The sequence below is a fragment of the Alkalinema pantanalense CENA528 genome, assembly GCF_050753345.1.
GTDB lineage: Bacteria > Cyanobacteriota > Cyanobacteriia > Leptolyngbyales > Leptolyngbyaceae > Alkalinema > Alkalinema pantanalense.
In genome coordinates this window covers 1-25034 of sequence record NZ_JBLZFX010000094.1, presented here as the reverse complement: position 1 = coordinate 25034, position 25034 = coordinate 1, and the positions used below count along the sequence as shown (strand labels likewise).

Genomic DNA, 25034 nt, shown 5'->3' with positions numbered 1-25034 from the left:
TAGGAGAGTAAAAGGGTAGGAGGGTAGGGGAATGAAGAGGGGATATTATTTCTTTGCAAATCCCCTAGAGAATTTTTCGTTGTCGCTTTTGAGATTCATTTAGGCGTTTCTCCCAATCAGCATCTAGTTTGTCCCGTTGTTCAATTTCTTGATCGAGTAGATCTCGCTCCGTTGTATAAGCCAAATTTGCCTCATCGATCGCCTGCATTTGAGCAAACTGTTGGGCGAACTGGAGCTTTTCTTGGATTTGGGCATCCGGCTCTTCTAAGCGAATCGATCGAAACTGACGATCGCGATTGCGGGCAGAAATCTTATCGTTTTTGCCCATTAAGGCAAACCAACGCACTAATGGCACTCCCAAGTAAAATCCACTGTAGCCGATCGCAATTTGGGCAATCGATCGAAATATGCCCCGCGCAGGAAATGAACCCGGCAAAATTCCCGCAGACCACAGGGACAAAATTAACAACAGAATTCCCAACATTGCAGCCCACGTCAACAGCGTGCCATCTGCATTGCTAAACCGCCATAACTGTTCCTTTAAAAAAGTCTCGGTGGATTGTTTGCGGGACTTTGGGGTCGCAGTCTTCTGCACTTCTGGAAAACGGTACACCAATTGTCCCGTCTCGCTAACCTCCGGACTCCCCCCAAATCGCACTAGCACAGGCAACATATATTCCTCATACTCCTGGCTAAAACCTGTTCCCAACTCATCCAAAAACGGTGTTACCTGTTCCGCAACCACCACGCCGCGATGGTGCCGAATCACCTGCCCGATCGCCTGCCACCGCTGCTCTTCTAAATTACGGTTTGGATCACCATCTCCAAATACAAAGGAAAAGATAGCTTCTAGGAAATTCGTGGGTCGATCGCCCTCCCGATAGCGGGGCCGACCGGGACGTAATGAATTAAAGTCAAATAACCAGAAAGGATTGAAATTAAACCAAGTCCCAAAACTACGATCGTTGTCATTCCGAGAGGAATCAGACTTGTAGAAAGAAATGCTGACAATTACACCGATGATAACGAGAGTCAGCAGAATCAGTAATGACGCTCCAAACGCTAACCGAATCAGATAAAATGTTACTGTCCAAATTTTCTGCAACGATTCCCGAAATTGAAGTTGCCAAAACTTATTCCGCAGAATATCCCGAAAATTTTCAGGGAACTTGTAGGCAATATCCCCGGTTTCCGTAACCTGTAAATGTCCCCCTACGGCTGCCGCGATCGCTTGAATTTCCCGCTCAGTCGTAGCCAGATCTAACCCCGACTGAGTCGCAACGTCGCCGACGGTCACTCGATACCGCAGCCGTTCGATCGTCTTCATTACCGTTGGATTGAGAGGGGCTTGTTCTAGTTCAACCATGGGGATTGTCTGGACTCCTAAAAATATATGCCGAGAGTTTATTATGCTGGATGGAGCGTGAATGCCTGATGTTTCCAGTATAAAGTTCACCGCTGGGTTTGCCCTTTCAGGAATTGGGCGGGTGGAACTTGTAGCTGATGTTATCTACCAAAGCCGTTGCTGCCGCTACTTGGGGCGATCGTAGAGTTGATATCCTTTCTATGACTTCGAAGGGAGACTCTTGGATCTTGGATCGTTCTCTATCCATACATTATCTACCCACGCATTAAATTGCAAAATTCAGCCTCGGTTGCTGCAACAGCTTGCATCAGCTCCTTTCTGTGGGCAGTATAAAAATCAGAGGTGTCATTCAGCTTCATTCACCATTCTTTCGTGAGGATTTCGGTTATGTTGGGTCTTTCTCCGTCTTGGGCAAGACAGGTATCGAAACAAATTTTGAGCGCGATCGTGCTAGCCAGCGTCATGGTACCGTTGGCTCCGGGGGTATGGCAGACACCCTTCACGCCTCCCGCCGCTGAAGCCTCTAGCTATATTCAAAAAGAAATTGCTAGCCTCAAAAAATCTCAACAGCGTTGGATTGAAATTGATCTATCCAGCCAACGACTGATTGCTTGGGAAGGGAAACGCTGGATCGATGCCAAAATCGTTTCCACGGGTAAAGCTTCCACCCCCACGCGGACAGGCGTTTTTGAAATTCAAGAAAAATTCCGATCGGTGACCATGCGCGGTGCAGACTACGAAGTGCCCGATGTTCCCCATGCGATGTTCTATTCCGGCAACTACGCCATTCATGGTGCGTATTGGCATAGTAGCTTCGGCACTCCTGTGAGTCATGGCTGCGTCAATATGGCTCCCGATGCGGCGCAATGGCTCTATAACTGGGCTAGGGTTGGGACGCCTGTCGTGATTCACCATTGAGCCAATGAAATGCAATTGGCTGGATGCAATTCACTGGATGCAATTTACAGAAGCCAGATAGCAATTTCTGGGCTGCTATTTTTGGATTGACAATTCAGAATTGTCAATTAGGGCTAACTTTTGGGCTGCGGTATCTCTCCTTCGGGCATTAAGATAAATAGGAACAACCTCTAGAGGGCGTCAATAGACGCGATCGCCCCTCTAGGGCAAATTCTGAGGCCAAGAATGACTTCAATTCTCGTTCGAACCCCACAAGTTACCCCATTGAATGTCCCAACCATTCACCGTCTGGCCAATGGCATGACCGTCATTGCTGAACAGATGCCCGTTGATGCAGTCACGCTGAACCTGTGGCTGAATGTGGGTTCGATCGTGGAAAGTGACGACATTAACGGCATGGCACACTTCCTGGAACACATGATTTTCAAAGGCACTGAGCAGCTAGCCAGTGGGGAATTTGAATATCGCATTGAAGAGCGGGGAGCCGTCACCAATGCCGCAACTAGCCATGACTACACCCACTACTACATCACCACCGCGCCCCAGGATTTTGCTGACTTAGCTCCATTGCAATTGGATGTGCTGTTGAATGCAGCCATTCCCGCCGAAGGTTTTGAGCGGGAACGCCAAGTGGTTTTAGAAGAAATTCGCCGATCGGATGACAATGCCCGTCGGCGTACTTATCAACACATGCTGGATTTGGGCTTTAGCACCTTGCCCTATCGCCGTCCCGTCTTGGGGCCAACTTCGGTGATTGAGCAACTGACCTCTCGTCAAATGCTAGACTTCCATCGCCATTGGTATCAGCCCCAGCAAATGACCGCCGTCGCTGTGGGCAATCTGCCCGTAGAAGAATTAATTCACACTGTAGAGCGCAGTTGTGAGCAATGGACGGGGGGCACGCATCGATCGACGGGGTCGTCGATCGGCCAGCGATCGCTCCCGGAGCGACCCACCTTCGCCGGGGAACAGCCCTTCCAGCAAATTATCCGCCAAGAATTTGTGGATCCGACATTGCAGCAGGCGCGATTGATGGTGATCTGGCGCGTTCCTGGGGTGGTGGATTTGGAAGAAACCTATGCCTTGGATGTTCTGTCCAATATTCTGGGCCACGGTCGCACGGCACGGCTGGTACAGGATCTGCGGGAACAGCGCGGTCTGGTATCCGGCATCGGTGCAACCAACATCACCTATCAGCACCAAGGACTGTTTTGCGTAACGGCCCAATTGCCCGTGGAATATGTGGAAACTGTGGAAGCGGCGATGATTGACCATGTACAACGCCTGCAAACAGAGTTAATTCCAGCGGCAGAACTAGAAAAGGTCTGTATCCAAGTGGCGAATCAATTTGTGTTTGGGAACGAAACGCCCAGCGATCGCACAAACCTCTATGGCTATTACTATGCAATGACGGGCAGTCTAGATCCGGTCTATACCTATGCCGATCGGGTGCGATCGCTCACGCCCCAAGCCTTACAAGCCGCAGCCCAAAAATATCTCACTCCCAATGCCTATGGGGTGGTGGTCGTTAAACCCAGTGCGTGATGCTGGAGACCCACCAACGCCATATTCAGCAAGAACGTTATACTCAACAAGGTGAGTATTTAATTGGGGGGACATATGGCGTTATCCCATGCCATTTTGGTTGCGATCTCGGAAACGCCTTGCAGTGGCTATGACTTGTCTAAGCGGTTTGCGGGATCAGTGGGGTACTTTTGGTACGCCAGCCAGCAGCAGATCTATCGCGAACTAGCCAAGATGGAAGAACAAGGCTATCTCTCTAGTGCGATCGTGCATCAGGAGGGACGGCCCGATAAGCGACTGCTGACCATTACTGAGGCAGGACGGGAGCTTTTGCAAACTTGGATTGCCACACCAACCGAAGTCTCCCCTGTTAAGGATGATTTGCTAGTCAAAGTCTTTGGTGGGGGAAATGTGTCGCCTAGGGTGTTACTTCAGGAACTCCAGCACCACCGTCAACAGCACCAAGTTACGCTCCAAACCTATCGTTCAATTGAGGCGGAATGTTTCCATCAGCCGCTCGAAACGATGCCCTGGGACAAACGGTGTCGTTATCTCACCCTACGGAATGGTATACGCTACGAAGAAAGTTGGCTGGCTTGGTGTGAAGAGGCGATCGCAGCCTTGAACCTTGAGGCAAACGCTGAAGGAATGGTTGCTAGATCGTCCTGAGATTCCTAGAGTAAACTTGTGCAGCACTTGACCCATTGCATAGGCAGGTTCAGCCCTAGCAGGCTTGACTCAGACTTTAACATTGCAATCTGATCACTAACCACCTCGATTTCCAGGGAGAATGCTATTTTGGTGTCTGAATCAAAGTCTCCCAGTTCCATGCGTGTCTTTTCCTTGTCTTCTTTGGCCCCTTCCTCCCTGCTCAAACAATGCCTCATGCTGTTAGGTGGGGGCTTGATTGCCACAGCGATCGCACCAGTCCCCGCCCGAGCGGCAGAGCGAATTTATTTGTCCTACGGATTGCTGGAGCGATCGATCTCCTTTGAGGAGTTGGAAAAGTACGCTGATTCGGGGGAACTGAGTGATGACCTGTATGTCTACACCAGTTACGTGAATGCGGAACAGCGCCAACAACTACGATCGGTGCTCAAGGCCAAGGCAGAACTCAGTCCGATCGCGATTTCCCAGTTTCTCTACAGTCCCCAGGGGGAAATTTTGCTGGGGCGGTTGGGCCAGGTGATCCAGCCAGAAGCACGGACGGATGGGGCCAAGGCGATTCGGGCAGCATTAATTTTAGCGGCGGTCGATCGACAAAAAGGACTGTCTCCCCTGAATGTGGTGCGCAATTTCCCTACCCGAGGCATTCGCGTCGATCTGTTTCGCACCCTCCAGATTGCCGATGAGCTAGAAAAACTGGTCACTTGGACAAATTTGTATACAAAAGCGATCGAAGCGCAAGCGAATCAAGGGGTGAGTAGTTTGCCCCTCCCCACACCATTGGGGGATCTGACCCAACGGGGCCGAACGAGTTGGGATGTATTGCCGTTCAATTTGCGGGATGAGGGTCGGGTCAGTTCGACGGGCTTTGTCAAACGGCGATCGTTCCCGATGAATCTCTATTTACCGAGATCGGTGACACGATCGACCAATACAGTCCCACTTGTCGTGATTTCCCATGGATTGGGATCTGATTTAAATACCTTTAAATACCTGGCCGAGCATTTAGCGTCCCATGGGTTTGCCGTTGCAGTCCCAGAACATCCCGGTAGTAATGCTAGACAAATGCGAGCGTTGCTGCGAGGACTGACCGATGAAGTGACCGAACCGAGTGAATTCCACGATCGGCCCTTGGATATTACATTTTTACTGGACGAACTGACTAGAAAGGCCCAAGGGGATAGTCGTTTACGATCCATTAATTTGCAACGGGTCGGTGTTCTCGGCCAATCCTTTGGAGGCTATACGGCCTTGGCCTTGGCGGGCGCACCACTGAATGGCAAATCCTTGGCAAAGACCCAGTGCACCCCGGAAAGGCAGGTTAATACCTTCAACATTTCACTAGTACTACAATGTCTAGCGGCGCAACTGTCCAATCAGACTTACTATTTGGGCGATCCCCGAGTGGCGGCAGTCATTGCGGTCAACCCCATTGGTAGTGTGGCTTTGGGGGCAGAGAGTATCAGCCAAATCAAAGTGCCCACGATGATGATTACTGGCAATGCAGATACCGTTGCTCCATCGATTCTGGAACAAGTTCTACCGTTTACTTGGCTCCATACCCCGGAACGATATCTCGTGATGGTCGATCGGGGAACCCATTTTTCATTCCTAGCCGATTCCGATTCCCGTAATAACTCCTTACCGATTCCACCGGAATTGATTGGCCCTAACCCTCTACTAGCCCGACGTTATTTGAATGGGCTGAGCTTAGCGTTTTTCGGCACCTACGTTATGAATCAACCTGAATTTCGTCCGTACCTGACTGCAAACTATACCCAATCCATTAGTCAAAATCCGTTGCGTCTCAGCCTGGTCACTCAATTTGATCCTACGCAGGTGCGTCGATAGATTAACATCTCGTGTCTCAAAAATCAGCAAAGTGATTACTTTCCCATTAACTTTGCTGTTTGTTGATGGGTTTGTTTCCCGATGGAGAAAGTGTTCGATCATGGATGGATTCCTCAACCTGAATAAGCCGCTGGGCATGACCTCCCATGATTGTGTATCACGGCTACGGCGATTGCTCAAAACGAAAAAAATTGGCCATGCGGGCACCTTAGATCCAGCAGCAGATGGGGTATTGCCGATCGCCGTCGGACGAGCCACTCGGCTCTTGCAATTTCTGCCCGCTACAAAAGCCTATCGGGCGATCGTGCGGTTTGGCCTAACAACAAATACCGATGATTTGGAAGGGGAAATTCTGACCCAAGAGGCCGTCCCTCAATTGACGTTGGCAACAGTGCAAGCAGTCATTCCCAAATTTATTGGCACCCTTGAACAAATTCCCCCTGCCTTTAGTGCGATTCAGGTGCAGGGACAGCGGCTGTACGATCTGGCCCGATCGGGAAAAGTGGTGGATGTGCCGATGCGGACGGTGGAGGTATCCGCGATCGAGATCCTAGAGTGGCGCAGTGGGATGTTTCCCGAAATCGATCTTGCGGTGGTGTGTGGGGGTGGCACGTATATTCGCGCGATCGCCCGCGATTTGGGCCAAGCGATCGGGACAGGAGCCACGCTGGCTGGACTGACCCGCACCGCGAGTGGTGGGTTTGATTTAGCCACCAGTTTGACGCTCGACACGATCGCGCAACAGATGGAAGCCAACGAATTTCACCCCATACCACCGGAGCAGGCGTTACAGTCTCTACCGATTTGGATCTTAGAGGCAGAACTCGCTCGGCGTTGGTGTTTAGGGCAACGCATCTTTTTTCCAGAGGTAACGCAAGCGATCGCGGAATGGGTACGCATCCATGCAGAAACAGGGCAGTTCCTAGGGGTTTCGCGTTTAGAAGCCCTGGAAGATGGCTGGTTACTGCGGCCCGCAATGGTCTACGAACCGGGAAGTTAACTGGAAACAACATGCAATGTGCAAGCTTCCGGTGAGTTAGGCGGAGGACTGGCAAGGAGATGGCTGGCAGAAGCGCGCGTTGTAGGTGACATTCGGGGCGATCGACCTCGCGGAAAGCCAGAAGAAACCTCTACTACAACCGGCAGTTCAATCACAAACTCAGCCCCCTGTCCCGGCTGGGAGATCAGCTTAAGTCGGCCTTGATGCTGATCCACAATCGTTTGATAACTAACCGTGAGCCCCAACCCCGTTCCTTGGCCCACTTCTTTTGTCGTAAAAAATGGATCGAAGATTTTGGATTGCACATTCGGTTCAATTCCTGGCCCATTGTCTTTAATTACAATGCGTAAAGTTGCCTCGGGTTCAGCAAGATTCTCTGTAACGTCAGGGTTTATCCAACTGTGAGGAATCAAGTGGGTGACGATCGTAATCATTTTCTCTGTTCTCGAACAATCCGTTAATGCTTCCACAGCATTCATTAAAATGTTCAGTAACGCCTGATTAATTTGACGGGGATAGCATTTCACCTTGGGAAACTCACTGTATTGACGAGTGATGGTAATGTCTTCACGGATGTAACTTTGTAAGATCGTCAATGTGCTTTCAATGCCTTCATGGATGTCTACAGCTTTGTAATCGGCCTCATCCAATCGCGAAAAGTTGCGTAGTGACAAAATAATGCTACGAACCCGCTCAGCACCGCTTTTCATGGATTTCAGAGTTGAGGGCAAATCTGTCAAAATAAACTCTAAATCCAGATTGTCTTGGAGATCCTGCAACTCCAAAGAGGGATTGGGATAGCGATGTTGGTAGGCTTTGATCAGTGTGGCAAGATCTTCCATGTATGTGCCTACATGGGTTAAGTTACCCAGCACAAAGTTAATGGGATTATTAATTTCGTGGGCAATCCCTGCGACCATCCGTCCCAGGCTGGACATTTTTTCGCTCTGAATCAACTGGGCTTGGGTCAACCGTAACTCTTGGAGGGTGGCTTCTAAATGGCGTGCTTGGGCTGCACTCTCGATCGCCTGTTGTTGAGTTTTGGCAAAAAGCCGCGCCTGTTGAATGGAAATTGCCAACTGATCGGCCACCGCCTGCGCCAACTTTTGATCATTTTTCGACCAAAAGCGGATGTGGGAACATTGGTTCAAGTACAAGATGGCGTGCAAGGTTTCTTTAGTTTGCACCGGAACAACCAAAGAAGATTTAATTTCCGCCCGCTGGTACTCAGGGTTATCTGGGCCAATGCGAGGATCGGTTGCCACATTAGAAATCACGACCCGCCGTTGATTGGCCATCACCCACTGGGTAATGGGGCCATGCACATCAAATTCGTTGGTAGACACTTCAAATGGGGGGCGACAAACTTCGTAGAGATGCTTTTCCTGGGAAACGGCATACTGGGAAACCCGAGCTTTCCCTCCGATCGCCTTATCCGATGTTTCGTCGTGGGGGATTTCATCCACTAAGTGAACAAGACATCGATCGACTTGTAACACCTCTAATAACTGCGCGATCGCGCCCTTGAGAATGGTCGGCAATTCAAAACTTTGGCGGGTTTGGGCGGTAATTTGGTTGACTAACTGTTCTCGCTGGGCTTGCTTTTGAGTTTGCTCGTAGCGTTGTGCCTGTTCAATGGCGATCGCGAGTTGCTGGGCAATGGTTTGTAATAATTCAACTTCTGTGACTGTCCATCGCCGGGGGTGATTGGACAAGCAACCAATAAACCCTAACGTGCCATCCTGCGTTGGGCAAGGTACCATTAAATTGGCTTGGGTGCCCCAAATGGGCGATGGCTGAGAGGACATCTTGGTGGGTGTAGCGGGCAACCACCGTCCTAACCATTGCAACGGGGGCGGTAGGGTGATGGGAGTTGGTTGAATTAATAATTCTCCTTGGGTGATTGCCTGGGTAAATTGACCAAAGATTTCGAGGGGATAGTAGCCGAGTCGCACCATGGGCGGTGTTTTTGAATTTCGAATGCCAGAGGCTGTTGCAACCCGGCTGTCTGGAGAATCCGAAAAACCGCTTTCACAGACTAACTGAATGCGCTGGGTATCCTGGAAATACCAGAAAAACGTACACCGATCGAGGTTTAGTAAAGCAGTAATTTCATCCACCGCAGTTTGTAGAACAACTCGTAGCTCTAGGGAACTCCGAATGCGATCGATGATTTGCCGCAGCGCAGCTCCTTGGTGATCAATCATTGGAAATGGCTTCACAAACAAACTCAAATAACTGAGAGAACACAGGACATTACGGACTAATGCAAGATTTTCGATTGGAGAAACTATATATGGTCACTGTGTGGAATTCCATGGAATCCCAATGATTAAATTTCTCCTCGTAAACCCTTCCTCGTAAACCATTGGTTGGTTAATGAATCGTTTAACCCGATCGAGTTAAACCGTAAATGCACCCATGAACTAACGATCGCTGAATCCAGTAGTTTAACTTAACTGACCTACCAACAAAGTTCAGCGCACAGTGATCCTTGATAGGTCTAGTATTCACTAAAACTAGACTGTAAGATCAACTAAAATTCAATAACTTTAGTGTTTGTCTGATTAAAATAGATATTTTTCAAAAAAGCTTCTCCCTGAATAAAATCTATTAGAGTCTCACCTCATCAGGGCTCTCAACTATAGAAGGGGCTCTTAGGGAACAGCGCATAAATAAAATCCCAATTGGGTAGGGGTAGGAGAGTAAAAGGGTAGGGGAATGAAGAGGGGATATTATTTCTTTGCAAATCCCTTAGCTTCAACGCATCCTCCACGAGAAGATACTTTCAACGTCTAAACTCTCAACGTCTAAACTCTCAACGTCTAAGTACAATCGCAATTTGCAGAATCAGAACTTACAACTGTCATTCTTTGAGATTCAGTCTATCAGCATAACTTGCAGGTTCTGATGGTGTACAGTGCTGAATTTTATTAAGCTGAATTTTATTAACTAGAGGAGAAGGGGGATTCTAGAACCCATGATGGGTAAAAAGTTGCTTAAACTGTATCAACTTTTGGAGCCACCTAATTTGGGTTTCAAGGTAAATACCCATTCCAAGCGACTTTGCATAACCCATTGTTCTGGTTGGCTGGGTTAGTTGACCGGGTCTTGAGGAAACGGTTCACTCCAACTAATTTTACCAAGGAGATACTTTAAGGGATATGAGACTAGAAAAGTGTAGTCAAATCTACCAATAGATCGACCAATCGATATTAGAGACGGATTGGGTAATCTTGCTGGATGTTTGGCACCAGGAATCATCTACAACCCACTGCTTCACTCACCATGACGGTAGCCCCCTAGGATCTCCAGGAAGTTTCCTAGGGATCTGTTTTAGTCGGGGTTATCCATCCCTCACAATAGTTTCACTTGTTGTACTTGACTAACCTGATCTGCATAGGCCAAATGGGTAGCTCGATCGGACTTCGGATCTGCATCTATTTGGGATTGGGCCGCACCGATCGCACGATCGAGCAAGGCTACCCCTTCCTCTAAGGAGGCAATTTGGCTTAACTGACTGCGCAATTCCGACGCACCGACGAAGCCCTTGCAATACCAAGCCATATGTTTCCGCGATTGATAGACCCCGCGATCACCCTTGTAAGCCACCAGCATTTCTAAATGGTCACGGGCGCATTGGAGCCGCTCAACGATCGTGGGCGTGGGTTTCAGTTCTCCCCGCTTCAGGAAATAATCCACCTCCCCCACCAAAAAGGGATAGCCCAACGTTCCTCGGGAACACATGACCCCATCTGCCCCCGTTTCCTCCAAACATTGCACTGCCGCTTTCACTGAGAAAATATCGCCATTGGCAATCACAGGAATAGACAGTACCGATTTCACCCGACGGATCCACTCCCACTTTGCCGATCCCTGGTAGCCTTGGGATCGGGTGCGACCATGAACCGTCAGCATTTTTGCGCCCGCCGCTTCCAGTTGCTGGGCAAAGTCTAGGATATTAATTTCGTCCTTGTCCCAGCCAATGCGAGTCTTAACCGTCACGGGAACATTGACCGCCGCGACCACTTCCCGAACGATCGTTGCGGCCAGTTCCGGTTGCCGTAGCAGTGAAGATCCTCCGCCATTTTTGGTGATCTTATTGACTGGGCAACCCATGTTGATATCCACGGTATCGGCCCCTTCTGCCACGGCCTTCTGTGCCGCTTCCGCTAAAAAGTCAGGCCGACAGTCGAATAGTTGGATGCTGATAGGCCGCTCTTGGGGATCGAGTTCCATGATGGTGGGAATCTCCCGTAGATGGCGCAGACTGGAGGCTTGCACCATTTCGGTATACATCATGGAATCTGGGGCATAGCGCCGCACCAGCCGCCGAAACACCAAGTCAGTGACCCCAGAAAGAGGCGATTGCAAAACCCGGCTGAACAGCGTGACGTTCCCAATTTGTAGGGGCTGAGCCAGCCGCGCTTGGAGGTCAAGGGAAAGGACAGGCATGGCGTTAGGAATATTTAGGCCGCTTCACCAAGGACTTGACCTTGAGATTGTAGGCGATCGCCTCCAACACCGTTACCAATCCAGTTGTATTGATCATTTCGATCTGTTTTCCCGTTTTCTGGGCGGCATGTTTGGCTTTTTCAGTCAACTTGTGGCTGGCATATCCCGTCAAAATCATGACCAGATCGGCGGTGGGAATATGGGATTCGATCTGCTCGGCTCGGTTTAACCCTTCCTGAGCTGTACACCACACCAGTTCCACCTCCGATTCCCGGAGGCGGTTGCGAACAGCAGTATACAGCCGATCGTGGCCACCAAAAATAACCACCTTGCCCGCCAGATCGGTGTAGGGATTGGGGCGTTTCTCGGTTTTGCGGTGGCGCACTTGGGGTTGAAGATCGGTATTGCGGGGGCGGTTGCCTCGGTTTTCCCAAGCTTTGTTATAGATGAATTGCAGGGCGCTTTCGTGGGTGCCTTGGATACGGGCAACGGGGCCACGATCGCTATTGTCGTTAATTTGTTTAACTAGGGCTTCTACAACTTCTTCAAGGGCCCCGGGGACTGCCTTTAGATCATGGCGATACCCATAAATAGTGATGGCTGCATCGGTGGCGTCATAAAAATCATCTTGTTCAGCAATCAATTCCAACAAATCTTCCTTCAACTCCTGCCGCCACTGGGATAGGTCGACCGCCGATCGCTCATCTAATCTTCGTTCTTCAACTTCAAGTAATTCTTGCTCAATTTCTTCATCAACCGCTGCTTCAGCCAGTTCATCCAAGTGGTTTAGGTGCTCTTTGACCTGATCTGCTTGGGTTTTCAGGGCAAGGTATTTTTCATTGTCCGCCATTTCCGCTTTGGAAAACGCTGCGATCGCGGACTCAACCTTCGTTAACAATCCATTTAATCGACTCGCAATCTCTACCCTCCGTTTCTCAATACGTTCCGCTCGCTGTCTATGCAATCGTTGTCTTTCTAATTCTTCTTCGGCCTCTGACACCAGTGACGTAACGGAAACTTCTAATTGATCAAGATCTGCAAGGTTCATAGTCAGTTAACTAAGCTAAAGGATAAACAGGGAAAGATGGACTGGTCAGGCTGAGACTCCAAATCTGGCTTCTATTAGTGAAAGATTCGTGAATATAACCTTTTGCTATCTGTGATTACGCCAAGATTACGCTAAAACCTCCTCTGAAGATAGAACTAGGATGGCTATTAATCAACCGGATAGGAATAAACATCTCCATTTTTATAGTACCTAGCAAGCCTAGCAGAGGGGCATCTCTAGCGAAGGTTTAAAGCACCTAGTTCGGCTAATGTCGGCGCTCTGATATGCTCAGAATTCCCAATCAGGTTTGATCAGGATCACCCACCTGGGTGATTTTCACCATCTTTATTCTAGATTGCTACAGTTGAGTTGAAGAAAGTTTCAAGAAAATTGTTGTGAATGAGTGTGAGTCCTCGATCGGAATCGGAACTGAGAACTATGAATCGGCCTGTCATGCAATATCGACGATTTGGACGCACGCAGCTCAAGATGCCAGTGTTTTCCTGCGGGGGGATGCGATATCAATACACGTGGAATGAAACGCCACCCCATCCCATTCCCCCGGACAACCAAGAGAACGTGGAACGCACCGTGCGACGGGCCTTGGAATTAGGGATTACCCATATCGAAACGGCTCGGGCCTACGGAACTTCAGAACTCCAGTTAGGCCCCGTCTTAGCTCAATTGCTCGATCAACTGCCCCGTGATCATATTATTCTACAGACAAAAATATTAGTAAAGGAGGAGGGGCCGAAGTTTTTCGAGGAATTTGAGCGATCGTTGGCTTATTTGCAGGTGGATTACGTGGATTTGTTAGCGATCCATGGGATTAATTCGGCGAGCCATTTAGAAGATTGCCTCAAACCGGGGGGCTGTTTGGCGGTGGCCCAGCAGTTGCAAGCCCAAGGCAAGGCGCGATTTATTGGCTTTTCCACCCATGCTCCAACGGAGGTAATTGTCCAGGCGATCGAGACCGATGCCTTCGATTATGTCAACCTCCATTGGTATTACATCAACCAGAACAATTGGCCGGCGATCGAAGCGGCGACCCGCCATGATATGGGCGTTTTCATCATCAGCCCCTCCGATAAAGGCGGCAAACTCTACGATCCCCCCACAAAACTGGTTGATCTCTGCGCGCCCCTGAGCCCGATCGTGTTTAATAACCTGTTTTGCCTCAGCCATCCCCAAATCCATACCTTGAGCATTGGAGCAGCTAGGCCAAGCGACTTTGATGAGCATCTGAGGACACTCCCCCTCCTCGATCGGGCGACGGAGATCCTGGAACCGATCCTTCAGCGGTTGGAGCAGGCGGCGATCGACACCCTCGGCGCAGATTGGTGGCATCACTGGTCAGTTGGACTGCCAACGGTGGATGAAACCCCAGGACGCTTGAATATTCCAGTGATCCTTTGGCTGCGCAACCTGGCACTAGCCTACGATATGAAAGACTACGCCAAGATGCGCTACAACCTCCTAGGCCAAGCCAGTCACTGGTTCCCAGGTAGTCGGGCGGAAAATATTAATCCCGAAAACTTGCAATCGTTGCTGAGCAAGAGTCCCTTTGCAGACCGAATTCCGCAACTGCTCCGAGAAACCCATGACCTATTAGCGGGTGAAGAGGTGAAGCGCCTATCCCAAACGGACTAGGGCTGAAATGAACGATCGGGCGGCTGAGGCGCGCTAGGTACTAGAAAACAGGGCAATCCGAAGGATCGGTTTCCTTTGCCCTGTTTATCCAGATCTCGCAACTTGACTGAAGGCTGGCTAGAAACTAAGGTTGGCTAGAAACTAAAGTTGGCTAGAAATTGTCTGCGTCCGGCTTTGCTCAGCGTACATTGCGCGGAGAACCAAAGCTGGATCGACCCATTGCTTGGCATATTTCAACCCCCAATGGAGGTGTGGGCCTGTGGTTCTGCCCGTCATCCCCACTCGTCCAATGCGGGTGCCAGCGCTAATGTCTTGGCCTTCGTAGATTTGCAGACCGCCGCCCCGATCGATCATGTAGGGCCGTCCTTGGCTATCGCGCTCGACATGGCCTTGCATGTGGCAATAGATGTGTTCCCACTCACCCGATTCGATCACCACTGACGTTCCGCAGGCAGAGTCATCGGAAACTTCCACGACCTTGCCCGTCCACCAACTCCGAATGTAACTCCCTTCAGGCGCTGCCATATCTAGACCGCGATGGAACTGGGTACCGCCGCCGGTGGGCGAAGTACGATACCCAAAGGGAGAGGTGTAGCCTTGGAAATTTTCGACGGGGAACGATGCACCCTGCCAGGTACTGCTTCCAGTTGCATACTGATTGGCTTCAAATGCGTTGACAGCGTGATGCCCTAACCACGACAGGCTGAGGGTGATGACGAGTCCCAACCCCATGGGAATAAACAGACGGCTCACCGAACCTAACTTGCAGCAACCTAACTTGCAGTATTGTCTAAGTGCTTGGATCACTTGCTTCATGGTCTTTCAACAAATCTTGTTCGCAATCTTGTTCGCAGCAAACTTTGCACCCTCAAAAAGGGCGGTTCGTACGAGGAAAAAAGGGATCGATAAACCGTGGAACCGAAGATATTTAGGGAATCTCCGCCCATTTAAACACACAAACTTTTTTTTGAACCCACTTGTTTTAAGTTGTCCAAGATTTAGTGTTCCGAAGCCCTGATTTAGGTATTCTCACGGGCGATCGAAAATCATGAATAAAAATTAATTTCGTCAGATTTTTTGGCAACTGTAGTCACAACGATCGGATTCTCTAGTCCGGAGCAGAGGACAAGCTCAGTTGTGCCAACCCTTGATAACGAATCCCTGTGGGGCTGATGTCGAAACAACAGGGTAGGATTTCCAGGCCCTGAGCGACGGCTTCTCGCAGTAATTTACCGTAGAGGGGGTCTTTGCTATCGCCTGGTGCAAAGCGATCGCAGTCTCCCCGGTTGATGAAGTACAGCATGACGGCGCGGGCATCGGGAAGCAGTGCCATCAACTCGCGAATGTGTTTTTGGCCACGGGTGGTCACTGTGTCAGGAAAGAGAGCGAGGCTGCCATCGGTCCAAGTGGTGTTTTTGACTTCGACGTAGATCGGTTTGTCAGTCGTGGTGAGGAGAAAATCGATGCGGCTTTTTTCTTGGCCGTAGGGGACTTCGTGGCGTAGGGTCTCGTAGTCTTGCAACGTGGGAAGGATGCGTTGTTCGATCGCGAGTTTAGTGACTTTGTTGGGCAGTCCGGTATTCACGCCGACCCACACGGGTTGATCGCGATCGTGCAGTTCAATCATTTCCCAGGTGTAGGGCAATTTGCGGGTTTTGCTGTCACTTTTGGACAGTAAAACGCGATGGCCAGGGCGATAGATGCCTGTCATTGGCCCTGTATTGGGACAGTGGGCCGTCACGATGTCTCCGTTGTCCAACTCCACATCGGCAAAGAACCGTTTGTAGCGGGTCAGCAGGGTGCCGGAAATTAAGGGAGGATAGCGGTAAATCAAATCGGACATGGACGAGATCGAACCAGAACTGCCCCCCAAGATTACCGCGATTTGTACCCCTGGAAAAAATAGGCATCCCTGGGAAAGTTCAGCGTCATCGGTGGGTGGGTGCGGTATGCAGACTAGGCATTGAGCGAAGCCGCTTCGCAGTTCAGCAGCTTTTCCAAAATTCCGATCGCGGTCTGGGGCTTGGCTTTCGGGTCTAATGATTTCGCCTTGGGGAATGATTTCGCCTTGGGGGAGGACTGCCGAATTTTTTGTTCCGCACCAATGTTCCAGAGTTCCATGGTTAACCGCCCTGCATAGGTATTTGCCAATTCATCTGCTTCTTTGACGGGGTTCCGTTCCAGGTTGGTGGTTAAGGAGAGTTGGGGATTCAATTTCAACCGTTGGGTCAGGGTGGTGACGACGTGGCGCTGTTCAGGGCGAGCAAATTTCAGCCACTGGTTGATTGGTTTTTCTAAGATACGATCGCGATCGGTTTTGCTCAGTTGTTCCTGTAACCAAGCCTCTGAGGTGGAAATGGGCAAGTCGGCGGCTTGTTCATCGACTTTGGCAAAGGCATGGGCTTCCCGAAAGGCAATCCGTCCGTTGCGATCGTAGTCAGCAGATTCAACCGGTTGGCCCACGCGATTGATACCACTCAGACCCGCAAAAAAGCTGGAACTGTAGTCTTCATAATCAGCTTCATTGACTTCCGGGGTGCAGCCGACGGAGGGGAGTTGCTTGACGGTTGCAAAAAAGCCACAGCGATCGTGGTGCGCAACGGGATTTTTAGGATTGCCGCCTTCATAAATTAAGTTGGCAAATGCACCAGCGTAGCATTGCACCATTACAGAAACGACTGGTTTCTTCGGTGGCAATTGATCCAGCATTTTAGTAAATTTCTTCACTGTCAGAAATCGATTTTTCCAGAGAATCATTGCATTATCATTTTCATTTTCTTTATTGTGGTATCCGTGACCTGTAAAGTAGAAAAATAGTGGTTTTAAGTTCTGCTGTTTTTGCAGTGATTGCTTAACATTCTCAACGGTTGATGCACCGTTAAGATGGTGGATTTCTGGTGCTTTGAATGTTTCTTCATTCTGCTTGTCCAAAAAACGAACCGTTTTTTCCCCGGTGTTGCCGTTGGCGAACCAAATGGCTGCTTGTTTAGGGTTGAATCCCAAAGTCTTCAGGGTTCGCTGGAAATATAAAACGTTTTTCTCGATCGCGATTTCATTCGACTCGGGGGAGCCACCACCGGAGAGGACTAAGAATTGCTGATGGGAGGGCTGAGGGCTCTGGGCGGCAGGCTGCGATCGATCTGAAGGCTGCTGGGCAGGCTTTTGGGTGGGCTTCGGGCGAGTTACCAGGGGCTGAGCCTGAGCCTTGGCGGGACGATCGACCGCTCGATCGGGGTCGATTTTCTCTGCAAGACAGCCCCCCAGTAACAGACTCCCTGACAGCATACTTCCTGTAATACCCGCAATCCAACGCCAAATTTGAGTCATAGGACAGATTCGTTACAACAGAATAGTGATGACAGGAGAGACTTGATGCAACCTAGTTTCACCATAGCCATTTCTAGGCATTCCTGTCTAGGGTAGTCTGTTAGGCTGCTTGGACTGGGAGAGTGGAATTTTGCAGGGTTTGTAGGACTGCAAAAAGTGAATCAGCTTGTTGGGGGGTGAAGACGCCATCGGGGCCTTGGTCGTTGAGGTCAGTAAAGGGAGATTCGTACAGCAAGCTCGGCTCCATGATGCCATGGTGGGTAAGGTAATCGATGATGAGGTTAATGAATTCGATTTGATTAGCAGAAGCGACGGATTCTGAAAGAAATTCAGCAAAGGCTTGTTTGGCAGCTTCCCGATCGAGACCCACTAGAGAGCGAATAAATGCACCGAGTCCTAGACTGGTTTGTTTGGCTTGTTCGAGGTCTTCCGGGGAGGCGATTCCGGCTTCCAAAAGCATTCGTTCTAATTCACCAAGGTCTGTGGTGGTCAAGGGTTGGCTGAAGCGGAGTTTCTGGATGGTGATGTGATGCTGGTGGGCTGTTAGAAATTGTCTTGCTTTGGCCCGGAAGCGATCGAACTCATTCCAAGTCCCAAAGGCTTCCATGGCAATTTCTGTTTCCGTTCCGAGTTCATCGGTGAAGTCGGTATAGATAATTTTGCGTTGTTTTTTCTCGATGTGGTGGACGAGGTTTCGCAGGTGACGACGGGCGTTTTCGAGCAGCGCAACGGTGGCATTGTCCCACCAGCCATCGGTTTGCATATCCTGAATTAAGGACAGTTGCGCTTGGATTGCGGGGATGTTGATGGTTTCTAGGCTGGCGAGAATGTCCTGGAGTGAACGACGTAGGCGAGTGAGGCGGCTATCAGGGCGGGCAGACTGGTGGCGATCTTGCTCAGGGTTCAAGCGGGTAAGCTGAAGCTGCAATATCAGCAGGTCAAATCGCTTGGCTTCTTCTCGCTCGTTAGGTAATTCGGTGGGTAATCCGGCAATGTAGCGATTGAGTTCACTGAATTGTTCCGGTTGCAGCGTTTGCCAGCGTTCGAGGTTGCGATAGCGTTCAACGAATTCCCGATGGGGACGAACGATGAAGTTATCCAAGTTCATGGCGCTAACTTCGCTGTGCAACTGCTGGGCGATCGCGCGGCGGACTTCGCGATCGGTGGTGAAGCGATCGACGGTGTAGGCGACGGGGGCTTCGGCGGTGGTGCGGGGACTAGGGGTGCGATCAAGGGCGGTGAGGAGCTCTAGGCGTTTGGTGAAGAGGCGTTTGCTGAGGGAGTCGGAGCTTGCGCCTTCGGTAGGGGTGGGATTTTGGCTGAAATATTCTAGGTTTTGGCAATAGTCAAAAATATAAAAGAATTCCTTGGGACGATCGGGACCAAAAAGGTCTGGGCAAAGGCGAGTTCCCCGCCCAATCATTTGCCAAAATTTGGTTTTGGAACGGACGAGTTTAAAAAATACCAGATTGACAACTTCGGGGATATCAATTCCAGTGTCGAGCATGTCAACGGAAATGGCAATATGGGGAGCTTTGTCTACGAATGCAAAGTGATCAATTAAACTTTGGGCATATTCAGTTTTGTGGGTGATGATGCGAGCAAATTCGCCTTTGTGGTGGGGATAGTTGGCGTTGAAGCGGTTGTAGATAAATTCCGCGTGGTCGTTGTTTTTAGCAAAGATGATGGTTTTGCCGAGGCGATCGCCCCCGGCGACTTTTTGGCCTCGGGTCATGAGGTGGGCTAGGACTTTGTCAACGGTGTCGGTGTTGAATAGCCATTGGTTAACGGCGGCGGCTTCGACCCGATCGGGCACGGTGCCCTCTTCATCCCAGTCGAGGTCTTCCCAGTCGGCTTGTTCGGCTTCGGAGAGTTCGTCGTACTTAATGCCTTCCCGTTGGAATTTGAGGGGGACAGAAACGGCGTTGGGCGGCACTAGGTAGCCGTCTTTAATGGCGTCTTCGAGGGCGTAGACGTCGGTGGGAACTCCGGTTTCGAGGTTGAAGAGGCTGTAGGTGTTGCGATCGATTTCGTCTTTGGGGGTGGCGGTGAGGCCGACAAGGAGGGCGTCGAAGTGATTGAAGATAGCGCGGTATTTTTGGTAAACCGATCGATGGGCTTCGTCAATGATGATTAGATCAAAGTGGCCAACACCGAATTTACACAAGCCTTCTTGTTTTTGATCAATCAATCCCATCATTGTGGGATAGGTGGAGAGATAAATGCGGCCTTCGTTATTTTTTTCGGTGACGAGGTTAACGGGGCTGGAGCCGGGGAGATGTTGTTTGAAGGCGTTGGTGGCTTGGTTAACGAGGGCGACGCGATCGGCGAGGAAGAGGACGCGCTTGACCCAGTTGCAGCGCATGAGTAGGTCACAGAGGGCAATGACGGTGCGGGTTTTGCCAGAGCCGGTCGCCATAACGACGAGGGCTTTGCGTTCTTTGTCTTTTTGGAAGGATTCGCAGATTTTGCGGATGGCGCGGGTTTGGTAGTGGCGTCCGGCGATGGTGTGGCTGATGTCAGCGGTGCCTAGGGGCTGTTGGGTGGTGCGGCGTTGGATCAAGCGTTCCAGTTCGTCTTGCTTGAGAAATCCATTGATGGATCGTGGGGGATAGTTAGTGTCATCCCAGATGATGTGGTTGTAGCCGTTGGTGTAGAAGATGACAGGGCGTTGGCCGTACTGTTGCTCAAGGCAATCGGCGTAAAGTTTGGCTTGTTGTTGTCCTTCGAGGGGGTTGCGGCGGGTGCGTTTGGCTTCGACGATCGCGAGGGGCAGGCCATTGCTGCCCCAGAGGACGTAATCGATGTAGCCGTCTCCGGTTTTGTTGGGCATGCCGCTCACGGGAAATTCTCGATCGCGTTTTTGATCGAGGGGCCAGCCCGCTTCTTGCAGTAGGAGGTCGATGTAGCGATCGCGGGTTTGGGCTTCGTTGAAGTCGTGGATGTCGGGGGGGGCGATGTTTTGGGGGATGGCGGCGGCAAGTTGGGCCTTGAGGGTATCTACTTCTGCCTGGAGGGTGGTATTGGCGGCTTTGGCGGCGGCGATGGCTTGGTCTTTGGCTTGGAGGTCGGCTTCGAGGGTTTGCAGTTGGGCGATCGTTTGGGGCGGGAGGGGGGCAGTTTTAGGCAGGCGATCGGGTTGGAAGCGGAGGGTGGGGTCGGGTTTGGAGGTGGCTTTGAGGGCGTAGCGGCGGGCGATCCAGTAGCCGAGGTGGAAGAGTTCTTGGAGGGCGGTGAGGGCGTCTTGGGGAGTAATGGGGCGGCTGTTGCTGTGGACGGCGTTGTTGCCGATTTTGCGGATGAGGTCGCATTTGGTGTGGAGGGCTTCCCCGAGGAGGCGTTTGAAGCTGGGTTCAGCGATGAGGATGGAGAGGTCGGTTTTGTAGGGTGGGGTGAGGCTGGGGTCGCAGTCGTAGAGCCATTGGACGGCGATTTCGAGGGCGCGGCGGCTGTAGAAGCAGGCGGTGCGGGGGTCGGTGTGGGCGAGTTGTTCGGCTTTGGTGGTGGCTTCGTAGAGGCGGGGCCATTCGGCTTTGAGGTGCTGGAAGTGGGGGCTGGTCATGGGTGGGATTTGCTGGGAATTGAGATGCGGATACGCACAATTATTCTCAGGATAGCGGGATTTTCCGGAGGGTGGACCTCTCCCTAGCCCTCTCCTTGGGTAAGGAGAGGGGACTGGAGGGTTTAGGCTTTTTCCTGGGTTGGGGAGGGTTGGGTTTGGGAAGAACGCTTTTGTCGGAGTTGTTGAATGGTCTGACCGATCGAGGCTAATACTCCGTTTAAGTCTTCGTAGACTTGCTGATTTTTAAATCGTAGGACGATCGCGCCTGTGGATTCGATGAATGCTTGCCGCATGGCGTCGTATTGCTGGGCTTGGGGGGTGTCGTGGCTACTGCCGTCAATTTCGATCGCTAGTTTCAATTCTGGAGCGTAGAAGTCGATGACGTAGCGATCGATGCCATACTGCCGACGAAATTTGCACTGTTCTAGGCGGCGGTTACGGAGGTGGGGCCACAGGTGTTGCTCGGCGGGTGGGACGGTGCGCCGCAGTTCACGGCGACGATCTTTGAATTCTGTGCGGTTATAAAGCTCGGTCATGGGCGGAAACGGATCTGGCTATGTGCCTAGAGTTCCCGATCGATACCGCACGCGATCGATCTCCCCTCGCCCAGCACTGGGAGAGGGGCCGGGGGCAAAGCGGCGTAATTATTTAGGAGGTTGATGGTATTTTGCTAAATCTTGATCTAATGACCAGATGAAGACTTCGCGCAGGGGGAAGCGCTGGCAGGTTTTCTTGAAGTCTTGAATGATTGTGAGATCGCCAAAGCTGGTTCCTTCTAATTTTTTGGAGCTTTTGTTTTGGCCTGCTAAATCTGGAAACTGGTGGAGCCAGGTGCTGATGGCTTGGGGACTGGGAAAGTCGATCGGTTGCCAAGGGCTTTCTCCGGAAAAACTTTGCTGAATGGTGCAAACAAAGGATTGGGCTGTTTTGCGGCGCTGATTGCCGTCTCCGTTTTGTGCGATGTGGTTGCCGGTTTCGAGAATGGTTGCCATGGGGAGGAGGAAGGTACATCCGGCTTTAGTGTAGTCTTTGAAGTCTTGGAGTACTTTGTCTCGGAATTGGTTGCAGTGAGGAACGTTGAGCACGTTGAGAAAGATGCTGGTATCAATAAGAGCAATGCTGGACATTACACGCTGACTCGACATTAGGCGCTCTCCTCCAATGCCTGAATCCATTCCAGGGCTTTTTGTTTGCGCTCTTCGGGGGTGGTGGGATGTTTGATGAAGCGATCGACGATGCCAGCGGTGACTAAGTGACCGAGGGATCCCTGGGAGACTAAGGCTGGGAAGTTGTCGATGTCGCCGAGGCGGGTGAGGCGGCTGTCGCCATTTTCGGGGTCGCGGTAGCAGAAGACGACATCGCTGAGGGCTTCGTCAGGCAGCGCGTCCATGAGGGCGGGGTTGTGGGTGGAGAGGAGGACGCGGAGGTGACGCCGATCGGCGATTTCGCGAATTTTGGTGAGGAGGTGCTGGGCGCGGCTGGGGTGGATACCGTTGTCAATTTCTTCGATGACGATGAGGCTGCCTTCGGGGGCGGAGAGGAGGGCGGTAGCGATCGCGAGGACGCGGAGGGTGCCGTCGGAGAGGAGGGTGATGTCGTAGTCTCGTTCTTGGTGGCCGAAGGTTTCGGTGAGGGTGAGCATGACTTCGTTGCGAGGGGTTTCGATGAAGCCGATGCTACGAATGGCTTGTTCGGGGAGGCTTTGGATGAAGTCGAGGAGGGTTTGTTGGTGGCTGGGGGTTTGGCAGAGGTGGTAGAGGACGCTGGAGAGGTTGCTGCCGTTGTTGGTGAGGTGTTTTTTGCCTTTGACGCTGTATTCACGCATGGCTGACGGAATTGCATCAATGAAGAGGAGATTTTTCAGAATTTGGAGGCTGAGGGGAGAAGTATCAAATTGTGCGGTGGTTGCATATTCATAAACAATCCCAAAATCATGATTATCTTGCTCGATTTGGACTATGTATTGATGGTTAGGATTGTTATTAAAGGAGCAACTTAAAATGCAAGGGGCATGGGTTTGGTTGTAGAAAAATGAAGCTTCATTGCCTCGTACATCTAGGCTAACAAGCTCTTGTGAAATTCGATCGTGATGATGGGGGAGGCGTGTTGTTGCTGCCATCCAGTGAATGATTTTTAAGGCTTCGATCGCGTTGCTTTTTCCGGATGCATTCGCGCCGATCAGGAGGGTGAGCGGGCCTAGGGGTAAATGGGCCTGGTGGTAGCTTTTGAAGTTGGTGAGGGTAAATTCGGTTAGGATGGCGGTCATGGTTACGATTCCCCTCGAAAGGTGCGGTGTGGCAGGCTATGGAACTGTGTGTCTATTGTAGCAAGGGGGCCGATCGCGGGTTCTTAATGGGGGCTACGGGTCGCTAAGCGGGTTCTGGGGGTTGCAGGGTGGGTGTGTCATCGTCTGCGGTGCCGAAGTCGGGGTATTGGCGGACTTCGGGTTCGTGGAAGGCGAGGATGATGTCTTGTTTGGGGACGCCGAGTTGGACGAGTTGGTTGGCGATGCCGATTTCGGTGCCGTCGTGTTGAATCCAGATTTTGCCGTTTTTGATGTCGAGGTGGAGGATGCAGCCAAATTAACGACGATCGTTGCGCCAGCCGACGTGGAGAAGCTGGTAGTGGTCATGCTCATTATCGAAGATAGCTTGCACTTCGTATTCTTTTTCGTTGCGATGTTGTTTGGCGGCACGTTGGGCGCGTTCTGAAAGAAGTTGACGAATGTATTACCGATACTGTTCTACAGCCATTGGACGATCGCCTCCTGGGTCAAATGATTGATCGATTCTACAATTCTCCCCGAAAGGCGCGGTGTTGCAGGCTGGCGAAGAGTTGGTCGAGTTTGGCGAGGGATTGGCGATGGTTGGCCTTGAGGGTTTCGATCGCGGCGACCCGTTGGGCGAATTCTTGTTGGAGGGGGAGGGGAGGAATGAACAAAGGAAATCCTTTGAGTTGAGTCATATTGATAGATGCAATACCTGTAGTCTGCTTGGCTGACTTTAGAAAATATGTTTTCCCCCTTTGACTACCGACCAACCAATTCAAAAACAGTGGATGAATATTATCAACAGATAACCTGACACGGAATACATGGTTTTGGTGAATACATTCATCAAGCTCATTATTCCAAAGTGTACCTCGGCCTAATTTATCAGGATCTCCACCCTCTGTTAAAAGCAAGTCATTTTTTTGAAGCCGATAGCGTGTGATTTCTTCTTCCGTAGCGTCAATGGTTTTCACAGTTTCAAGATTTAACTGCCGATCTTGAACGTTCAAAACTGCCAAGTATGAGACTTCCCGTGTTGACTTACTATTGATTTTACGGCCTTTTGTAATTCCAGATACTATGTTTGCAACTTCACCTAATTTTTTTGATTCATCCCATCCTTTCGGATTTGTTACTGGATCACCAAACATCTCCAGAAAAACCGATCGAACCAACTCATCCAACAGCCCGATCGCTTTTCGCCGCTGCGATCGGAGTTCCTCCGCCTGATCAAGAATGGCAGCAATACGTTTTTGTTCTTCGATCGGGGGGAGGGGAAGTTGTATTTCTTCAAGCTGCCTAGAGCTAATATTTGGCTGGGCTACTCCAACCATTAGACGTGTTGGGAAATAATGGATAATGTGAAGCAGTAGCCCAGAGCCTTCTCATGCTGAATCT

19 protein-coding genes and 1 pseudogene are annotated in these 25034 nt (G+C 50.8%); 7 read left to right on the top strand and 13 right to left on the bottom strand.

Features of this window, described 5'->3' with window-relative positions; genetic code table 11:
* Positions 1 to 64 precede the first annotated feature (64 nt).
* A complete protein-coding gene (locus ACN4EG_RS22290; RefSeq protein WP_431632397.1) occupies positions 65 to 1366 on the bottom strand; it encodes a hypothetical protein in 1302 nt (433 codons plus the stop codon).
* A gap of 61 nt (positions 1367 to 1427) precedes the next feature.
* Here ACN4EG_RS22290 and ACN4EG_RS22285 point away from each other — a divergent pair, with 61 nt between their 5' ends.
* From ACN4EG_RS22285 to truB, 6 genes are all read left to right on the top strand, one after another.
* Positions 1428 to 1550 carry a hypothetical protein gene (locus tag ACN4EG_RS22285; RefSeq protein WP_431632396.1) on the top strand — a complete coding sequence of 41 codons (123 nt, stop codon included), beginning with the start codon at positions 1428 to 1430 and terminating at the stop codon, positions 1548 to 1550.
* A gap of 203 nt (positions 1551 to 1753) precedes the next feature.
* On the top strand, positions 1754 to 2284 hold the full coding sequence (locus ACN4EG_RS22280; protein WP_431632395.1) for a L,D-transpeptidase: 531 nt from the start codon (positions 1754 to 1756) through the stop codon (positions 2282 to 2284).
* Positions 2285 to 2509: 225 nt separating this feature from the next.
* Positions 2510 to 3829 (top strand): M16 family metallopeptidase, encoded by a 1320-nt coding sequence (locus tag ACN4EG_RS22275; RefSeq protein WP_431632394.1) that lies wholly within the window; start codon positions 2510 to 2512, stop codon positions 3827 to 3829.
* Positions 3830 to 3904: 75 nt separating this feature from the next.
* Positions 3905 to 4477: a PadR family transcriptional regulator gene (locus ACN4EG_RS22270; protein ID WP_431632393.1), complete on the top strand. Its 573-nt coding sequence runs from the start codon at positions 3905 to 3907 to the stop codon at positions 4475 to 4477.
* 159 nt (positions 4478 to 4636) lie between these two features.
* Positions 4637 to 6325, top strand: coding sequence for an alpha/beta hydrolase (locus ACN4EG_RS22265; RefSeq protein WP_431632392.1), 1689 nt, complete (start codon positions 4637 to 4639; stop codon positions 6323 to 6325).
* A gap of 100 nt (positions 6326 to 6425) precedes the next feature.
* A complete protein-coding gene (gene truB, locus ACN4EG_RS22260) occupies positions 6426 to 7325 on the top strand; it encodes a tRNA pseudouridine(55) synthase TruB (RefSeq protein ID WP_431632391.1) in 900 nt (299 codons plus the stop codon).
* Here truB and ACN4EG_RS22255 read toward each other — a convergent pair.
* From ACN4EG_RS22255 to ACN4EG_RS22245, 3 genes are all read right to left on the bottom strand, one after another.
* Positions 7322 to 9532 (bottom strand): GAF domain-containing sensor histidine kinase, encoded by a 2211-nt coding sequence (locus tag ACN4EG_RS22255; protein ID WP_431632389.1) that lies wholly within the window; start codon positions 9530 to 9532, stop codon positions 7322 to 7324. The genes truB and ACN4EG_RS22255 overlap by 4 nt on opposite strands.
* 1150 nt (positions 9533 to 10682) lie before the next feature.
* Positions 10683 to 11780, bottom strand: coding sequence for a tRNA dihydrouridine synthase DusB (gene dusB, locus ACN4EG_RS22250; RefSeq protein WP_431632388.1), 1098 nt, complete (start codon positions 11778 to 11780; stop codon positions 10683 to 10685).
* A gap of 4 nt (positions 11781 to 11784) precedes the next feature.
* Positions 11785 to 12828 carry a DUF2325 domain-containing protein gene (locus ACN4EG_RS22245; protein ID WP_431632387.1) on the bottom strand — a complete coding sequence of 348 codons (1044 nt, stop codon included), beginning with the start codon at positions 12826 to 12828 and terminating at the stop codon, positions 11785 to 11787.
* 399 nt (positions 12829 to 13227) lie between these two features.
* On the opposite strand from ACN4EG_RS22245, the gene ACN4EG_RS22240 reads away from it, so the two are divergent.
* Positions 13228 to 14478 (top strand): aldo/keto reductase, encoded by a 1251-nt coding sequence (locus tag ACN4EG_RS22240; RefSeq protein ID WP_431632386.1) that lies wholly within the window; start codon positions 13228 to 13230, stop codon positions 14476 to 14478.
* 141 nt (positions 14479 to 14619) lie between these two features.
* Here ACN4EG_RS22240 and ACN4EG_RS22235 read toward each other — a convergent pair whose 3' ends face one another.
* The 9 genes and pseudogenes from ACN4EG_RS22235 to ACN4EG_RS22195 form a co-directional block, all read right to left on the bottom strand.
* Positions 14620 to 15294 carry a M23 family metallopeptidase gene (locus ACN4EG_RS22235; RefSeq protein ID WP_431632385.1) on the bottom strand — a complete coding sequence of 225 codons (675 nt, stop codon included), beginning with the start codon at positions 15292 to 15294 and terminating at the stop codon, positions 14620 to 14622.
* A 292-nt stretch (positions 15295 to 15586) separates the two neighbouring features.
* Positions 15587 to 16321, bottom strand: a complete 735-nt coding sequence (gene sfsA, locus ACN4EG_RS22230) for a DNA/RNA nuclease SfsA (protein ID WP_431632384.1) — start codon at positions 16319 to 16321, stop codon at positions 15587 to 15589.
* 113 nt (positions 16322 to 16434) lie between these two features.
* Positions 16435 to 17805, bottom strand: a complete 1371-nt coding sequence (locus tag ACN4EG_RS22225; protein ID WP_431632383.1) for a Caspase domain-containing protein — start codon at positions 17803 to 17805, stop codon at positions 16435 to 16437.
* 100 nt (positions 17806 to 17905) lie between these two features.
* Positions 17906 to 21367, bottom strand: coding sequence for a DEAD/DEAH box helicase family protein (locus tag ACN4EG_RS22220; protein WP_431632382.1), 3462 nt, complete (start codon positions 21365 to 21367; stop codon positions 17906 to 17908).
* 122 nt (positions 21368 to 21489) lie between these two features.
* Positions 21490 to 21903, bottom strand: coding sequence for an endonuclease domain-containing protein (locus tag ACN4EG_RS22215; protein ID WP_431632381.1), 414 nt, complete (start codon positions 21901 to 21903; stop codon positions 21490 to 21492).
* A gap of 108 nt (positions 21904 to 22011) precedes the next feature.
* Entirely contained in the window at positions 22012 to 22512 is a 501-nt protein-coding gene (locus ACN4EG_RS22210) for a hypothetical protein (protein WP_431632380.1), read from the bottom strand.
* Positions 22512 to 23633 (bottom strand): AAA family ATPase, encoded by a 1122-nt coding sequence (locus ACN4EG_RS22205; RefSeq protein WP_431632379.1) that lies wholly within the window; start codon positions 23631 to 23633, stop codon positions 22512 to 22514. Before ACN4EG_RS22205 ends, ACN4EG_RS22210 begins: the two co-directional genes overlap by 1 nt.
* Positions 23634 to 23736: 103 nt before the next feature.
* Positions 23737 to 24093: pseudogene (locus ACN4EG_RS22200) on the bottom strand (XisI protein).
* A 64-nt stretch (positions 24094 to 24157) separates the two neighbouring features.
* Complete coding sequence (locus ACN4EG_RS22195) at positions 24158 to 24970, bottom strand: restriction endonuclease subunit S (RefSeq protein ID WP_431632378.1); 813 nt, start codon at positions 24968 to 24970, stop codon at positions 24158 to 24160.
* Between the last annotated feature and the right edge of the window lie 64 nt (positions 24971 to 25034).

Excerpts from the sequence above, each read along its gene's own strand:
- ACN4EG_RS22255 (WP_431632389.1), bottom strand. The coding sequence starts at position 9,532 with ATGATTGATCACCAAGGAGCTGCGCTGCGGCAAATCATCGATCGCATT.
- sfsA (WP_431632384.1), bottom strand. The coding sequence starts at position 16,321 with ATGTCCGATTTGATTTACCGCTATCCTCCCTTAATTTCCGGCACCCTG.
- ACN4EG_RS22210 (WP_431632380.1), bottom strand. The coding sequence starts at position 22,512 with ATGTCGAGTCAGCGTGTAATGTCCAGCATTGCTCTTATTGATACCAGC.
- ACN4EG_RS22225 (WP_431632383.1), bottom strand. The coding sequence starts at position 17,805 with ATGACTCAAATTTGGCGTTGGATTGCGGGTATTACAGGAAGTATGCTG.
- ACN4EG_RS22195 (WP_431632378.1), bottom strand. The coding sequence starts at position 24,970 with ATGGTTGGAGTAGCCCAGCCAAATATTAGCTCTAGGCAGCTTGAAGAA.
- ACN4EG_RS22280 (WP_431632395.1), top strand. The coding sequence starts at position 1,754 with ATGTTGGGTCTTTCTCCGTCTTGGGCAAGACAGGTATCGAAACAAATT.
- truB (WP_431632391.1), top strand. The coding sequence starts at position 6,426 with ATGGATGGATTCCTCAACCTGAATAAGCCGCTGGGCATGACCTCCCAT.
- ACN4EG_RS22275 (WP_431632394.1), top strand. The coding sequence starts at position 2,510 with ATGACTTCAATTCTCGTTCGAACCCCACAAGTTACCCCATTGAATGTC.
- ACN4EG_RS22235 (WP_431632385.1), bottom strand. The coding sequence starts at position 15,294 with ATGAAGCAAGTGATCCAAGCACTTAGACAATACTGCAAGTTAGGTTGC.
- ACN4EG_RS22270 (WP_431632393.1), top strand. The coding sequence starts at position 3,905 with ATGGCGTTATCCCATGCCATTTTGGTTGCGATCTCGGAAACGCCTTGC.
- ACN4EG_RS22245 (WP_431632387.1), bottom strand. The coding sequence starts at position 12,828 with ATGAACCTTGCAGATCTTGATCAATTAGAAGTTTCCGTTACGTCACTG.
- ACN4EG_RS22215 (WP_431632381.1), bottom strand. The coding sequence starts at position 21,903 with ATGACCGAGCTTTATAACCGCACAGAATTCAAAGATCGTCGCCGTGAA.
- dusB (WP_431632388.1), bottom strand. The coding sequence starts at position 11,780 with ATGCCTGTCCTTTCCCTTGACCTCCAAGCGCGGCTGGCTCAGCCCCTA.
- ACN4EG_RS22285 (WP_431632396.1), top strand. The coding sequence starts at position 1,428 with ATGCCTGATGTTTCCAGTATAAAGTTCACCGCTGGGTTTGCCCTTTCA.
- ACN4EG_RS22240 (WP_431632386.1), top strand. The coding sequence starts at position 13,228 with ATGAGTGTGAGTCCTCGATCGGAATCGGAACTGAGAACTATGAATCGG.
- ACN4EG_RS22220 (WP_431632382.1), bottom strand. The coding sequence starts at position 21,367 with ATGACCAGCCCCCACTTCCAGCACCTCAAAGCCGAATGGCCCCGCCTC.
- ACN4EG_RS22265 (WP_431632392.1), top strand. The coding sequence starts at position 4,637 with ATGCGTGTCTTTTCCTTGTCTTCTTTGGCCCCTTCCTCCCTGCTCAAA.
- ACN4EG_RS22290 (WP_431632397.1), bottom strand. The coding sequence starts at position 1,366 with ATGGTTGAACTAGAACAAGCCCCTCTCAATCCAACGGTAATGAAGACG.
- ACN4EG_RS22205 (WP_431632379.1), bottom strand. The coding sequence starts at position 23,633 with ATGACCGCCATCCTAACCGAATTTACCCTCACCAACTTCAAAAGCTAC.